Source organism: Sutterella massiliensis (genome assembly GCF_016899755.1).
Classification (GTDB): domain Bacteria; phylum Pseudomonadota; class Gammaproteobacteria; order Burkholderiales; family Burkholderiaceae_F; genus Sutterella; species Sutterella massiliensis.
Genome location: NZ_JACJJC010000019.1, coordinates 1 through 13,828 on the forward strand (window position 1 = coordinate 1; position 13,828 = coordinate 13,828).

At 58.5% G+C, this 13,828-nt stretch carries 7 protein-coding genes; 2 read left to right on the plus strand and 5 right to left on the minus strand.

The window, feature by feature from the left end:
* Window positions 1-77 precede the first annotated feature (77 nt).
* Entirely contained in the window at window positions 78-2,000 is a 1,923-nt protein-coding gene (gene htpG, locus H6A60_RS09805; RefSeq protein ID WP_205104077.1) for a molecular chaperone HtpG, read from the minus strand.
* 501 nt (window positions 2,001-2,501) lie between these two features.
* Between htpG and H6A60_RS09810 the strand changes: the two genes are divergently transcribed.
* The gene (locus H6A60_RS09810) at window positions 2,502-3,290 is read left to right on the plus strand and encodes a basic amino acid ABC transporter substrate-binding protein (RefSeq protein ID WP_205104079.1); all 789 of its coding nucleotides are present in this window, start codon (window positions 2,502-2,504) and stop codon (window positions 3,288-3,290) included.
* Between the two features lie 150 nt (window positions 3,291-3,440).
* On the opposite strand, the gene ilvD is transcribed toward H6A60_RS09810, so the two are convergent.
* Complete coding sequence (ilvD, locus tag H6A60_RS09815; RefSeq protein ID WP_205104081.1) at window positions 3,441-5,102, minus strand: dihydroxy-acid dehydratase; 1,662 nt, start codon at window positions 5,100-5,102, stop codon at window positions 3,441-3,443.
* Window positions 5,103-5,676: 574 nt separating this feature from the next.
* Between ilvD and H6A60_RS09820 the strand changes: the two genes are divergently transcribed.
* Window positions 5,677-6,672 carry a bile acid:sodium symporter family protein gene (locus H6A60_RS09820; RefSeq protein WP_205104083.1) on the plus strand — a complete coding sequence of 332 codons (996 nt, stop codon included), beginning with the start codon at window positions 5,677-5,679 and terminating at the stop codon, window positions 6,670-6,672.
* A gap of 186 nt (window positions 6,673-6,858) precedes the next feature.
* On the opposite strand, the gene H6A60_RS09825 is transcribed toward H6A60_RS09820, so the two are convergent.
* The 3 genes from H6A60_RS09825 to H6A60_RS09835 form a co-directional block, all read right to left on the minus strand.
* On the minus strand, window positions 6,859-8,415 hold the full coding sequence (locus H6A60_RS09825; RefSeq protein ID WP_205104085.1) for a DUF8612 domain-containing protein: 1,557 nt from the start codon (window positions 8,413-8,415) through the stop codon (window positions 6,859-6,861).
* Between the two features lie 404 nt (window positions 8,416-8,819).
* Window positions 8,820-9,242, minus strand: a complete 423-nt coding sequence (locus tag H6A60_RS09830) for a helix-turn-helix domain-containing protein (RefSeq protein ID WP_205104086.1) — start codon at window positions 9,240-9,242, stop codon at window positions 8,820-8,822.
* A 190-nt stretch (window positions 9,243-9,432) separates the two neighbouring features.
* Entirely contained in the window at window positions 9,433-13,680 is a 4,248-nt protein-coding gene (locus tag H6A60_RS09835; protein WP_205104093.1) for an autotransporter domain-containing protein, read from the minus strand.
* Window positions 13,681-13,828: the final 148 nt, after the last annotated feature.

Below are 13,828 nucleotides of genomic sequence, written 5' to 3' on the forward strand. Positions count from 1 at the left end.
TGTCCCTCGGACTACAAATGAGGGAAGCCGCATCCATTCAGACGGCTTTGCCGGATGAATGGGTGCGGAGGCTTCACTCAGCCGAGCAGCAGCGCGTTCAAGCGCTTCACGAACCCCGCCGGATCCTTGAGCGTGCCTTGGTCGGCGAGGTGTGCCTCTTCAAGGATCACGGCCGCCCAGTCGGCAAAGCGCTTTTCGTCGGTTTCCGCAAGCGCCTTCGTGATGAGCGGGTGCTTCGGATTGATTTCGAGCGTGAACTTTTCTTCCGGCACGGGCTGACCGGCGGCCTCAAGCATGCGGCGCATCTGCGCGGTGAGCATCTGGTCGTTCGAGCCCACGACGCAGCTCGGCGAGTCGACAAGACGCGTCGAAACGCGAACGCCTTCGACCTTGTCGCCGAGCGCCTTCTTGAGGCGTTCGATATCGGCCTGGGCTTCCTTCGTTTCTTCTTCGCGCGCCTTTTCTTCTTCTTTGTCGGCCAAGTCGCCGAGCTCGAGGTCGGAGGCCGTCGCCGAAACAAAGCCCTTCCCGGCGTACTCGGTGATGGCGTTCATCATCCACTCGTCGATGCGGTCCCAAAGGAGGAGCACTTCAACGTTCTTTTTCTTGAGCGTTTCAAGGTAGGGCGAGTGCTCGGCCGCTTCGCGGGTGCCCGCAATAAGGAAGTAGATCTTCTTCTGAGCTTCGGGGGCGCGCGCAATATATTCGTCAAGCGACACGAGTGAGGCGTCGCCTTCTTCGATCGTCTTCGTCGACGCAAAGCGCAGGCACTTGAGGATGCGTTCGCGGTTGGCGGGATCCTCAACGACGCCTTCCTTGAGCACGCGGCCGAAGGCGTTCCAGAACGTGCGGTACTTCTCGACGTTCTCCTTGTCTTCGGCGAGCTTCTCGATCATGTCGAGCGAGCGTTTCGTCAGCGCCTTCTTGAGCTTCGAGACGACACGGCTTTCCTGCAGGAGTTCGCGAGAAACGTTGAGCGGCAGGTCGTTCGTGTCAACGAGGCCGCGGATGAAGCGCAGGTAGTTGGGCAGGAACGCCTTGGCGCGGTCCATGATGAAGACGCGCTGCACGAAGAGCTTGAGGCCCTTCTGTTCTTCGGGGTTGCCGTAGAGATCCCACGGCGCTTCGCCCGGGATGTAAAGAAGCGACGTGTACTCGAGGTCGCCTTCGACGCGGTTGTGCGCCCAGGCAAGGGGTTCGCCGTAGTCGTGCGTGAGGTGCGTGTAGAAGGCCTTGTACTCCTCGTCCTTGACGTCCTTGGGCGAGAGCGTCCAAAGAGCCTTGGCGTCATTGACCTGATGCCAGACGTCTTCGGGCGAAGAAGCCTCCTTCTTGTCGTCCTCTTTCTTCTCATCGTCTTTCGGCGCTTCGTAGAGATAGACCGGGGTCGAAATGTGGTCGGAGAACTTCGTGATCGTTTCGCGCAGCGTCCAGTCGTTCAGGAATTCGCGCTCGTCGGCCTTGAGGTGCAGGATCACGTCCGTGCCGCGGTCGGCCTTGACGGTCGTCTCCGACATGTAGGTGCCCGTGCCGTCCGAGGACCAGCAAACGGCTTCGTCGGGCTTGGCGCCCGCTGCGCGCGAGCGAACGGTGACGCGGTCGGCGACGATGAAGGCCGAGTAAAAGCCCACGCCGAACTGACCGATCAGCTGGCTCGACTTGGCGTCGTCGGCCGAGAGCTTCGAGAGAAAGTCCTCGGTGCCGGAATTGGCGATCGTGCCCAAGCGTTCGTTCGCTTCGGCAAGCGTCATGCCGATGCCGTTGTCGGAAATCGTGAGCGTGCCCGCGTCGCGGTCGGCGCGAACGCGGATGCGAAGCACCGGATCTTCCTGAGCGAGTTCGGGCTTCGTGATCGAGAGAAAGCGAAGCTTGTCGATCGCATCCGACGCGTTCGAGATCAATTCGCGCAGGAAGACCTCCTTGTTCGAATAAAGCGAATTGGCAAGGAGCTTCAGGAGCTTGGCGACTTCCGTCTGAAAGCCGTGAACTTGAGCGGCCATTTTCTGTTTATTCCTCCATGTGGGCATGCGGCGGAATGCCCGGACCGAAGATCGCTGCGAGAAATGCTTTCGCTTGGGACCGAGGGGCATCGGCTCGCACCGCATGCACGAGCAATGTTCTATGAACGTGCATATGGGGGCGGTTTGGCGGATTTCAACCTTCGTTGCGCATTTCGCCTTCATAAGCCGCCGACAGAGATCGACGCAAAAACGAAATATGTCGACAATTTGTCGCTTACTTTCTCTGAACTTTCTTGATTTGGCGACTAACTGAACGCAAAAGCGTTTATTTCACAATTTCGGAAAAATTTTCCCGATTGGGCCGCGACACCGATCGATAAGGTTTCTATAGTGAACGAAGCCCAAACGGAATCGACGCCAAAGCGGCGTCGACATTCGAGCCGCCCTCGGTGCGGCGGGTTTTCTATCGCTGATATGACTTGGAGGAGGGGGCCGGCAGAACGCAGGCCCTGCACGACAAGTTTCGGAGACACACAAAAAATGACGACCCTCATTTCCCGCCGCGCTGCCGTTGCCGGCATGCTTTCCGCGTTTCTTTTCGGTGCCGTCGGCTCGGCCTCTGCCGCCGAGCCGCTGCGCGTCGCGACGAACGCCGTTTTCCCGCCTTTTGAGTTCTACGACAGCAAGACGGGCGGCATGCAGGGCTATGAAATCGATCTCATCAAAGCCATGGCCGAAGCGATGGGACGTGAGCTCAAGCTCGAGCAGATGGGGTTCGACGCGATCATCCCGGCGATTATTTCGGGCACGATCGACGCGGGCGCTTCGGGCTTTTCGATCACGCCTGAACGCGGCAAACGCGTGAATTTCACGATGCCCTTCTATCAGTCCGGGCTGACGATTCTCGTTGCCAAGGGCAGCGAAGGCGCCATCAAGGGCTTTGATGATCTCAAGGGCAAGAAGATCTCGGTGCAGATCGGCACGACCTCGCAGACATTTGCCAAGAAGATCGAGGGCGCCGAGGTTTCTACCTTCAACAACGCGGGCGACGCGATTCTCAATCTCGTGGGCGGCAACTGCGACGCGGTGATCAACGACAAGCCCGTCACCGACTACATCCTTTCGCAGAACAAGTCGCTCGCCGAAAAGACGGTGCATCTGCCCGTCCTTGCCACGGCCGACAACTTCGCCATGGTGACCGCCAAGAACAACAAGGCGCTTTGCGACAAAATGAACGCGGCGATGAAAAAGCTCAAGGCCGACGGCACGTTCGACAAGATTTATCAGAAGTGGTTCGGCCGCGCACCCGAACCCGAACTCCTCCAGTGATTCGCAACGAAAGCGAAGCGGCGCCGGCCCTGAATCCGCTGTCGTTTCGCTTGTCGGTTCGCTTCGGCCGATAGCGGAGAAAACAAGGCCGGCGCCCGGGTTTCAGGCGTCGGCCTTATTCTTCGTTCGGCTCGAAGCCGCTAACCGGCGTTACTCAAGCACGGCGCCCGACATGCCGGAAGTGACGAGCTTCGCGTACCGCGCAAGGTACCCCGTCGTGATGCGCGGTGCGCGCGGCGCCCAGGCGGCGCGGCGGCGAGCGAGTTCTTCGTCGGAGACGGCAACGCTGATGCGGTTTTCGGGAATGTCGATCGTGATTTCGTCGCCCTCTTCAATGAGCGCGATCGGGCCGCCCACGGCCGCTTCGGGCGAGACATGTCCGATCGCTGCACCACGGGTTGCGCCCGAGAAGCGGCCGTCCGTGATGAGCGCGACGCAATGGCCGAGCCCGGACCCCACGATGGCGGACGTCGGGTTGAGCATTTCGCGCATGCCCGGACCGCCCTTGGGGCCTTCGTATCGGATCACGACGACGTCGCCCGGATGGATTCGGCCGCCGAAGATGGCGTCGATCGCATCCTCTTCGCAGTCGAAAACGCGTGCCGGCCCCGTATGGGTCATCATTTCAGGCGCAACGGCCGAACGCTTCACGACGCAGCCGTCCGGGGCGAGGTTGCCCTTCAAAACGGCAATCCCGCCTTCCTTGCCGAAGGGGTTGTCGACAGGCCGAATGATTTCGCGGTCGAGCACTTCGGCGCCCGCGATGTTTTCGGCAACGGTCTTGCCCGTGACGGTGACGGGCGTCGTATGAATGGCGCCGATTTTGTCGAGCTCGGCCATGACGGCGGGAATCCCGCCTGCGCGGTCGAGGTCTTCGATGTAGGCTTCGCCCGCCGGCGCCAAGTGGCAGAGATTCGGCGTGCGCTTGGAGATTTCGTTTGCGACCGTGAGATCGAGCTCAATCCCGCACTCGTGCGCAATGGCCGGCAGGTGCAGCATCGAATTCGTCGAGCAGCCGAGCGCCATGTCGACCGCGAGCGCATTTTCAAATGCTTCGCGCGTCATGATGTCGCGCGGCTTGAGGTCGGCGCGCACGAGGTCCATCACCTTCATGCCGGCTTCCTTCGCAAGTCGGTAGCGCGCGCTCATGACGGCGGGAATCGTGCCGTTGCCGGGCAGCGCCATGCCGAGCACCTCGGAGAGGCAGTTCATGGAATTAGCGGTAAACATCCCCGAGCACGATCCGCAGGTCGGGCAGCTCTTGTTTTCAATTTCAATGAAGGTCTTTTTGTCGATGCGCTCGGCGTTGAAGGCCCCAACCGCTTCGGCGATGTCGGAGTAGGAGAGGCGTCGACCGCACGTCATGCGCCCGGCGAGCATGGCGCCAGCAGAGATAACGATCGAAGGAATGTTGAGTCGGCCCGCCGCCATGAGAAGGCCCGGGACGTTCTTGTCGCAGGCGGCCACAAGCACGAGGCCGTCAAAAGGATGAGCGGTTGCCATGGCCTCAACGCTGTCGGCGATGAGTTCACGCGAAACGAGCGAATACTTCATGCCCGCGTGTCCCATCGCGAGACCGTCGCAAACGGCAATTGCAGGGAAGACGATCGGGGTGCCGCCGCCCATCGCCACGCCGATCTTCGCGGCTTCCGTCACCTTGTCGAGGAACATGTGACCGGGGACGATGTCGTTTTGCGAATTGACGATGCCGATGAGCGGACGCGAGATTTCTTCGTCCGAAAGACCGAGCGCCTTCAGGATGGCGCGCTGCGGTGCGGCTTGATTGCCTTTTGTGAGACGGTCGCTGCGCATGATGGGTGTTATCTCCTTGCTGTGTGATTTGTTCCGGGGTCGAGTCCGTACGGCGATGCCGGCTCGCTTCTCGGGGCTGTCGCTTCAGGCGACTCGATCGCGTCCGCTTCAAGTCCTCCTCGGCGGCTGTTCCAAGGGGGGCCGAAACGGAAAAGACTTCAGTTCATTTTATGCAGATTCGGCCGTATTGCAAATTCGTTGGTTCGTCTTTCATCTGAAAACACGGGGTTTGAGTAAAAAACAGAATTTGCAGAAAAGTGGATTTTGCAGAAATAAACACTTTGTCTTAGGAGGGTTCTCTCAGGCGTACTGCGCCGAATCATCGAAGCGAAAAATAAGGCCGAAAAAGAAAAGCGAAACCTCTTTTTGAGCGGTTCAAGCCGTGCTGATAATGAAAAAACCGCGAGGAATTCCGGCGCTGACAGCGCACTGCGGCGCATCGTTCGATGCGTCTCGGCGCAAGTCGGTCGGGTTCCGGTCGGCGGCACAACCCCCATGTTTCAACGACTCGGAACAGAACAATGCACTTTCCGGCATTCAGCTCAACGAGCACATCCTTTAAGAGAGATTCGCAATGAACGCACTAGCCACACTCAGCAGATTCGTCAACAAAACCTTTGCACTTTGGGTCCTCGTATTCGGCATTATTGGGTACGCGTTTCCGGACCTTTGCAAGCCGCTCGGCGGCTGGGTAACGATTCTGCTCGGCATAGTGATGTTCGGCATGGGGCTTACGCTTACGACCGACGACTTCCGGGAAGTCTTCAAGCATCCCCGCGACGTTTTGATCGGCGTTCTCGGGCAGTTCGTGATCATGCCCGTAACGGCCTACGTGCTTTGTCTCGCATTTTCGCTGCCGCCGGAACTCGCCGTCGGCGTGATGCTCGTCGGCTGCTGCCCGGGCGGCACCGCCTCGAACGTGATGACTTTCCTTGCGCGCGGCGACGTGGCGCTTTCCGTGACGATCACGTCCTGCACGACGCTTCTTGCTCCCTTCGTCACGCCTGCGCTCATGTATCTCTTTGCGAGCCAGTGGCTTGACATCGACCCGATGAGCATGTTCCTGTCGATCGTTCAGATCGTTTTGATCCCGATCGCCCTGGGCGTCGTCGTTCACAAGCTTTTGGGCGAGCGCATCAATGCTGCCGTTACGGCGCTGCCGCTCATCTCCGTCGTCGCGATCGTTCTCATCGTTGCCGCCGTCGTAGCCGCTTCGAGTGCGCAGATCCTTTCCGCCGGCGCCCTGGTCTTTGCGGTCGTCGTGCTTCACAACGGTTTCGGCATGCTCTTGGGCTATCTCCTCGGCAAGGTCTGCGGCATGAATCTTGCGAAGAGAAAGTGCCTTTCGATCGAAGTCGGCATGCAGAATTCGGGTCTCGGCGTGGCGCTTGCAACCGTGCACTTTGCAGCGAATCCCCTTTCGGCGCTGCCTTCGGCCATCTTCTCCTTCTGGCACAACATCTCCGGCCCTGTGATGGCAACCATCTTCCACGGCTGGCATGAAGAGGGCGAAGCACAGAGCTTCATGGAAAAAATCGAAGCACGCGCCGCAACGAAGAAGCCCGTGTGAGCAAGCTCGCGAAAGCTGCCCAAGTTCGGCCTGAGGCCGCAGGCCTCAAAGGCTGACGGGCACGCAAAGTACTCGTGAAAACATAGAGGTCCGCATCGTAGTTTCGATGCGGACCTCAATTTATTTGCACTCGCGAAATCGCGTCGTGCAGCTGCATTGGGCCGTTTGGCAGCGCTCCCGGAGGATTCAATGCCAGAGCACGCTCATCGGTACGGACCACGCTCTGAAAGCCGAAAGACCGTGCGCATCTGGGGTTGTCGCTTTGGGTATGGGCTCGAACGTGTCGCCCGTCGTGAAGACAAGGGCCGCGAGCCGCCAGTTGGCGTACTCGGGCGTTTCGCTCAAAAGTGCTGCGAACCGCGCCATGGGTTCGAAGTCTTCCTCTCTGGCAAAGGCATCGGGGGTCGTGGATGCGGCGATGAAAGTCCGTTCCGCTCGGTTTTCAATGACGAGCGGCACGGCCGGTCCGTTTCTGAGCGCAAAGTGGGAGAGCGTACGCTGCGGATCGTTGTCGGTAAATGCGGCAAGCTGCGTCCAGACCCAGCCGTTGAGCAGCCGCCTGATGATCGGTCCGTGTTCTGGACCGAGTGCATCGGGATTGGTCCAGCAAAAGCCGAGCAGTCCGCATAGCCAACCGGAATCCGTGATGCGAAAGAGGGGCTTGCGCACGGCGCGCTCAAAGCGCGAGACGCCCGACCAGGCGGGCTGCTCTTCGACAAGGCGAAGCTGCTCGAGCGCGTCGATGCAGTTTTTCACCATCTGGCGGCGCATGCCGATGATGTCGCCCACCTCGATCGCCTTTACTTTTTCGCCAGAGAGTGCGGCCACCATGCGGTAGACGCGCCGCATCGCGATGGGGTCGCGAATTCGGCTCAGCGCCGGCAGATCCGTGACGGAGGTGCAGCGAATGAGGTCGTGGAAAAAATCGTGTCGGTCGTCGGCGGTGCCGATGCGTCCGTTCGGATAACCGCCGCGCATGGCCCGAACGAGGATGTCGCGAAAGCGGCTCATCGGCCGAACTTCACCGTCCTTCTCAACGCAGATCGTCGGCGGCTCGCCGATGACAAGACCTGCCGTTTCGGGTGTGTCGCCGGCGGCGAGCCGCTCGAGCCGCTCAAGGTGCGTGGGTGCCGCGCCTTCGATTTCCGCTTCGGTGAGCGTGCGGATGCGCACCTGTCGAATGCCGGGGCCGGGCGAGGCTGCTGCAGGCAGGGCCGCAGCTTCAAGCGGCAAACTCGGCAGCACTGCAACAATGACGGCGGGGACTTTCGCACCGAGATCAAACGTTTTCGGCGTTCCTGCGCGTTCGAGCACGAAGCAAAGAAGCTTCGGCGAGAGATGCGCCGAAAGAAGAACCACAGACGAAACGGCCGAGTAGCGCGAAAGAAACGCCAGGGGCGAGGCCTCTGCATCCCGGCGGTTTCGCTCGATCGAGAGGTCGACGAGGGGGCCGCGGTTCTCGAGCTCTTCGGCCACCCTTGATGCGCCGCACCCGCGGGGGCCTTCGAGCAGAACGAGTGTTCTGAGTTCACTTTTGACTGCTGCTTCGTAGGCGCGCTTGAGGGCTCGGGCAGCGTAGCGCGTGATCTCCAAGTCGTCTTGCGCCCGGGCTGAATGCGCAACGGCTCCCTCCTGCGAAGGCACGCCCTGTATTTGCATGGCCTTGGCTCGCGCTTCAAGCGTCGCCCAGCGGGGCACACGCTGCGGCGTGTCTTCGGGAAGCTTCAAATTGAAATGTTCCAATTTCTCATTCGACGGTTCAGCGGGCTTGCAGCCCGCCAGATCAAGCGAGTCGGAGAAAGCGCTTCTTAGACGAGTCGTTTTTTTCGTATCCGCCATTTCGTTCGCAGCCTGCCGCATACTCTTTTTCGGCAAAAGCCGAAACCGCGCAGCTCAACGCGCTTCTCGGCGGTCAAGCTGAATCTGCCTGCAGAAATACAAAAGACTTTTTAATTCGGGTCCTGCTAATCATAGGGCATTTGCGAATGAATATCGCATCACGAAACGCGAAAAAGAAGGCGTGTTTAAAGGGATCCGATCGGGATTTTCGAGTGAAATGCGTTGTGCGACCGGGGGTAGGTGTTTACGTTCTCTCCTGCCATTGTCGGCATGAACCTCAAACCGGAAGTTTGGCGTAATGAAGAGAATTAATTTTGTTTGGTTCTAAGCCACGATCGGCATGTGGAGCGCTTGACGCCCGTCGCTTCTTCGATTTCTTTCCAGGATAGGCCGCTTGCACGCAGCTCGACGACACGCGTTTTGATTTCTTCAGGATACCGGTACTGCTTGGGACTGAGGTGTGTGGAAAAGCGTCCCGCGCGGAACGCACGCATCCAATCGCGTACCGTGTAGGGAGAAAGCGACAGAATCTGGGCCACCGACTTGTAGCCGAAGCCCGTTTCAAAAAGCCGCAGCGCCGTTCGGCGTTTTTGGTCGGAGGCGCAACCTGTCGGTCGGATGCGCTGCACAGCGTTCTTTTTCATCGATCCGGCAGCGCGGCGGGCGCGGTTCTTTTCGACGAGACCGTCGTCGGTGTTCGACGCAAAGCGCAAAGTGAGTTCTTCGGGCATATCGGACCTCTACCGAGGGCGCCTTTGGAGTCTCAAATCCCTCGCAGCAAGCAGGGCAATGAGCACAAAGGGCAGGCGCAGGGAAAAAAAGCCCGCTCCCCGTTTTCGGAACGGAGAACGGGCTTCGCTTTTTGCCTCAACCGCCCGCCGTGAGCGGGCGGTTAAGGGCGGCTACTCGTCTCAGGCGCGATTAGAACGAGTAGCGGGCGTTGGCGTTGAGCGAATTGTTGAGACGCTCATCCGAACCGGCCGTGAGACCGTAGTTCACGCCGAAGGTCCAGGCACCGACCGAGGCGTTCACGCCGAGCGTGGCCTGGATCGGGTTGGTGTCGACAACGCGCACGGATTCGCTGATGCCGCCCGTGTAGGAGGCAACGGCGTCCTTGTCGCCGAAGGCCGGAACCACCGAGATGTCGAACATCGGGGCAACCTTCCAGCCCGTCATGTCGAACGTGCCGGAGAAGGTGACGCCGATCGGCATCTGGAAGAGGTTCATCTTGTCGTAGTCGGCTCCGTACTTGCTGTCATCCATGTCAAGAGACGACCAGCGGATGCCGGCGTGCGGCACGACGTTGAGCGAACCCACATTGGCGAGGTATTCCGCACCCAGGCCGATCGTGAAGATGTCGGCGTCAAGCGACTCCTTCACGCGGCCGAAGTAGGCGTTGCTCGTCGAGAGGTCGTTCGACGTGCTGACGTAGCCGATGTCGAACTTGCCGTTCACATTGCCGATGCGATGCGAACCGTAGAGGCTCACGCCCCAGAAGTCGACGTCGTTGTCGATCTTCGAGCTGTGGTCGACGGAGTTGGCGTCGGCCTGACCGATCGAGATCGCCGCACCGAGAATGGCACCGCAGGAAGCCGTGTAATCGGCACCGAGCGTAGCGCCGTAGATGTCGGCTTCGTAGCCGGACGACCCGTAGAGGCCGTCGGCGCTGTTGAACGTGCCCATGACATCAACCCACGGGGTGATGCCGGTTTCGTTGCGCACAACGTTGAGGTTCGCGAGCGACGAACGACGATCGATCGTGTTGCGGATCTGATCGTTGATGTCGAACGAGGTCGAGAACGCACCGCCCAAAGCGGCCATGTTGGTGACGGCATGTTCGGCTTCAACAATGCCGTTAATGAAGTTGTGTTCGGACGCAACGATCTGCTGATAAACCTTTTCAGCCAGAGCCGGATCCTTCAGTACATCACGCAACGAGTCACCGTTTCGCTGTTCGTACGCATCGTAGAACTCATCCTGCGTGGTGCCGTCCTTCAGAAGACCCGCATTCTTGATGCCTTCGTAGACGCTCTGTTCGAAACCATCGAACCAACGATCAATGTTGTTGTAGATGATGTTCGAGGTGAGCGTACCGCCGGCGAACGTACGAACCTGTTGGTTCAGAGCGCCAAACGAGTTGAAGCCCATTTCGCGGACATCGCTCATCGTTTCTTCATCAACGAAAATTTCAGCCATGCCGTTATCAACATGTCCTTCTTCGTAGAAGGACGTGCCGAAGTCGTATTCGGCACCGTCGAAAGCAGAACCGACGTTGATGAAGTTGCTGCCCTGTTCGTCAGTAACTACGGCGTTCTTATTCAGGTTGCCCAAAATAACGTAACCGTTGTTGCCCGAGAAGATATGAGCATTCCCCTTCGTCGTTACGATCGGGCGGCCGTTGTTGATTACACCCGCGAGATCAATGTATGCGTTCACATCTACGGCGCCGGCAGCGAAGCTCGGGACGGCTTCGAAATGCGTTTCCTGGCCGATGTAGAGAAGCGTCGGCTTGAGGGTCTCGATTGCCTCTTCGGAAGCGCCGCCGCGAGCAGCTTCTGCCTGAAGTTCGGCACGAAGTTTGGCGTAAACCGCTTTGGCGGCGGCTTCATGGTTGCCCGCAACGAGCATGCCGCCATTGGCAATCGTCAAAGTCCCATGATAGGAATGGTCGACAACGGGCGAATTCGGCGCAGAATCCTGCGTCTGGTAGCCGCCGATCGTAAGAACGTCGTACTTAGAAGCCGTCACGGCGCCTTCGGGCATCCATTCTCGAGCGGTCGTGTCACCGAGGATCGTAAGAGAACCATTGACTGTGACCTTGGCACTTTCCCGCCCTTCGTCGTTATAGATGTTGCCGAGCGTATAGGACGTATCTTCAGTTACGGTAGTCTCGCCGGTTACCTTAATGCGGCCGTCGTAAGTGGCACTGTCACCTTCACGCTCACCGAGAACGACATTGGAGAAGATGATGTCGGTGTTTGCGTAGAGCTTCTGATCGCCGGTAAACGTGAAAAGCGTACCGGCATCATCACCGCGCATGACCACCTTCACATCTTTAGAGCCAACCGTGAAGTCACCAACTGAAGCAGCATCGGCGGCCGGACGGAATTCGATGGAACCAAGCGTCAACTCATTAAATTTGATGCTGCTTGCGGGCAGTGCATCACCAGCGGCACCGATTTCCGTGTAGAAGGCCGTGCGGCCGGCGTACCCGTCGACCTTGAGAATTTCACCGAGACCAGCCTTGGTCTTGGCGCCGTTCTCGTCGAGCGCAATCAATTCGCCTTCAGCCATCTTCAGGTTGGAGCCTGTTGCAGCCTTGATTGCGGCGTATTCATCCGTCGTGTATTCGATGTCGTCGGTAGCGACGAGGGTCGTACCCGCAGCCATCGTGACGATCTTGTCGTCGCCGGTCTTGGCAACGTATTTGCCGTCAGAATCCTTGGTGACAAGATTGTCGAGCTTCGTTTCGAGAGAAGCGCCATCGGCGATCGAGACACCTTCAGCCTTGCCGGTGATCGTGTCCACATCGAGCGACGCAGTGGCACCCGTTACGACGACGCCGCCCTTGATGGCAGCGTTGATGCTGTCGGCGCTGAAATCGTTCTTAATGGTGATGCCGTCCGCAACTTCAGAGGAAACGTTGGCGGCAGAGGTCGTGCCGTCCTGAGCGGTGAATTTGCCCTTCGTGACCTTGATGTCGCCCGCAACATTCAACGTGCCGCCGGAGGTCTGGTCAAAGGCCGCGTTTTCGGCATTGAGTGTGATGCTTGCAACGGAAGCCGTCTGATTATCTTTGATATCGAAGTCGACGTCGCCGGTTGTTTTCTGTTCGGCGTTCTTCGTGGCGTTCTTCGTATCGGTGTAGGTCGTTTCAGTGACCGTGATGTTGCCCGCTGTGAAGTCGCCCTTCGTCACATTGACGGCGAGCTTGCCGCCCATGTTGAGGTCACCGACCGAGAGATCTCCGCCGTTGACATTGAGCGTGGTCGAGCCGGACGCCGCCTTTTTATCGTTGACAGCAATCTGCTGGGAGACATTGTATTCGCCAACACCGCCATCGATCACCATGCTGCCGCCGGTAACATTGATCTCACCAACAAAGCCGGACATGTCGCCGTGAACGATCAGAGCACCTTCGCCGGTCTTGTCAATGACGGGGATCTTGCCATCCTCGTAAAGAGAGGCAATGCTGTCGGCTGTACCGCCTTCAGTGCCGATGACGAGCGAAGCGTCCGAGGCGACATTGAATTCAGCCTTCGCACCGGACTGAAGATAGAGGAAGCCGCCCGTGTGGTTCTGGTAAAACTTCGCTGCGTTATCCGTTGTTCCGGTCGTATTGCCGGTGTATGCCAGGGATTTGCCTTCCGTCACGACAAACTCAACGTTGCCGCCATTAGCGCGCACCGCACCGCCGTAGGCGGCAGCTGTATTGTCGGTAAACACGGTATCGGTGAACTTGGCTTTCTGTCCCTGCAAATAGACAGCGCCACCGCCGATCTTGGCTTCGTTCTTGCTGAAGACAGAATCCGTCAGGTCGATCGTGTATGCACCGCCAGAGGTCGCTTTACCATCGATATTGCCAAGCGCACCGCCGTTCCCGGAAGCCAGATTGTTCGTGAAGGTGGCCGAACCGGTGATGCGGTCATCGCTCGTGAAGACGATCGCAGCACCGTTAACCTTTGTTTTCACGGTGCCGTCGGCATTGAATTCGCCCGCCTTGTTGTTCTCGAAGACAGCATCCTTCAGCGTGATGTTACCGTCAGCAATCAAGGCTGCACCAGCCGTTTTCGAGGTGTTGCCGCTCAGGGTGACGCCATCGATAACCGTGTTAGTGATGCCCGTCAAGTCGAGAACGTGGTTTTCGAAACCGGACATAGAACCGCCCTTGAGGGTAAGAACGTTGTCCTTGAAAATCCCCTGAACGCCCTCGACCTTGGCATTAGCGCCAAAGAACTGGTCGTCATTGGTGAAGACTTTTCCGGCAGACTGCTGAAGGTAAGACTTATCGGTGACTGTTGTCGAACCCGTCGTAACAGGCTGCTTTAACGTCTGAAATGCGTCGCCTTTGATTTCGGTCGTCGCAGCCAGGGCAATGCCGCTCAAGGCAGAAGCGATCGCAGCGGCGAAAATCGTCTTCGTTGCGATCACTTTGAAACTCTTATTCATGAGTGAACTCCAAGAAATATTTTCTGACCGTCCGTGCATGACTTTCGGACGGCGCGATTCGTGCGTAGTGCACGCAATCACGAGCTCATCGTATTGATTTGATTTATGGGGGGGGGGGTAGTTCTACTAATATAAGATAGTAATACGC

What these genes read in the sequence shown, in the direction of transcription:
- H6A60_RS09835 (WP_205104093.1), bottom strand. Translation starts at nt 13,680, where the DNA reads ATGAATAAGAGTTTCAAAGTGATCGCAACGAAGACGATTTTCGCCGCT.
- H6A60_RS09810 (WP_205104079.1), top strand. Translation starts at nt 2,502, where the DNA reads ATGACGACCCTCATTTCCCGCCGCGCTGCCGTTGCCGGCATGCTTTCC.
- htpG (WP_205104077.1), bottom strand. Translation starts at nt 2,000, where the DNA reads ATGGCCGCTCAAGTTCACGGCTTTCAGACGGAAGTCGCCAAGCTCCTG.
- ilvD (WP_205104081.1), bottom strand. Translation starts at nt 5,102, where the DNA reads ATGCGCAGCGACCGTCTCACAAAAGGCAATCAAGCCGCACCGCAGCGC.
- H6A60_RS09820 (WP_205104083.1), top strand. Translation starts at nt 5,677, where the DNA reads ATGAACGCACTAGCCACACTCAGCAGATTCGTCAACAAAACCTTTGCA.
- H6A60_RS09830 (WP_205104086.1), bottom strand. Translation starts at nt 9,242, where the DNA reads ATGCCCGAAGAACTCACTTTGCGCTTTGCGTCGAACACCGACGACGGT.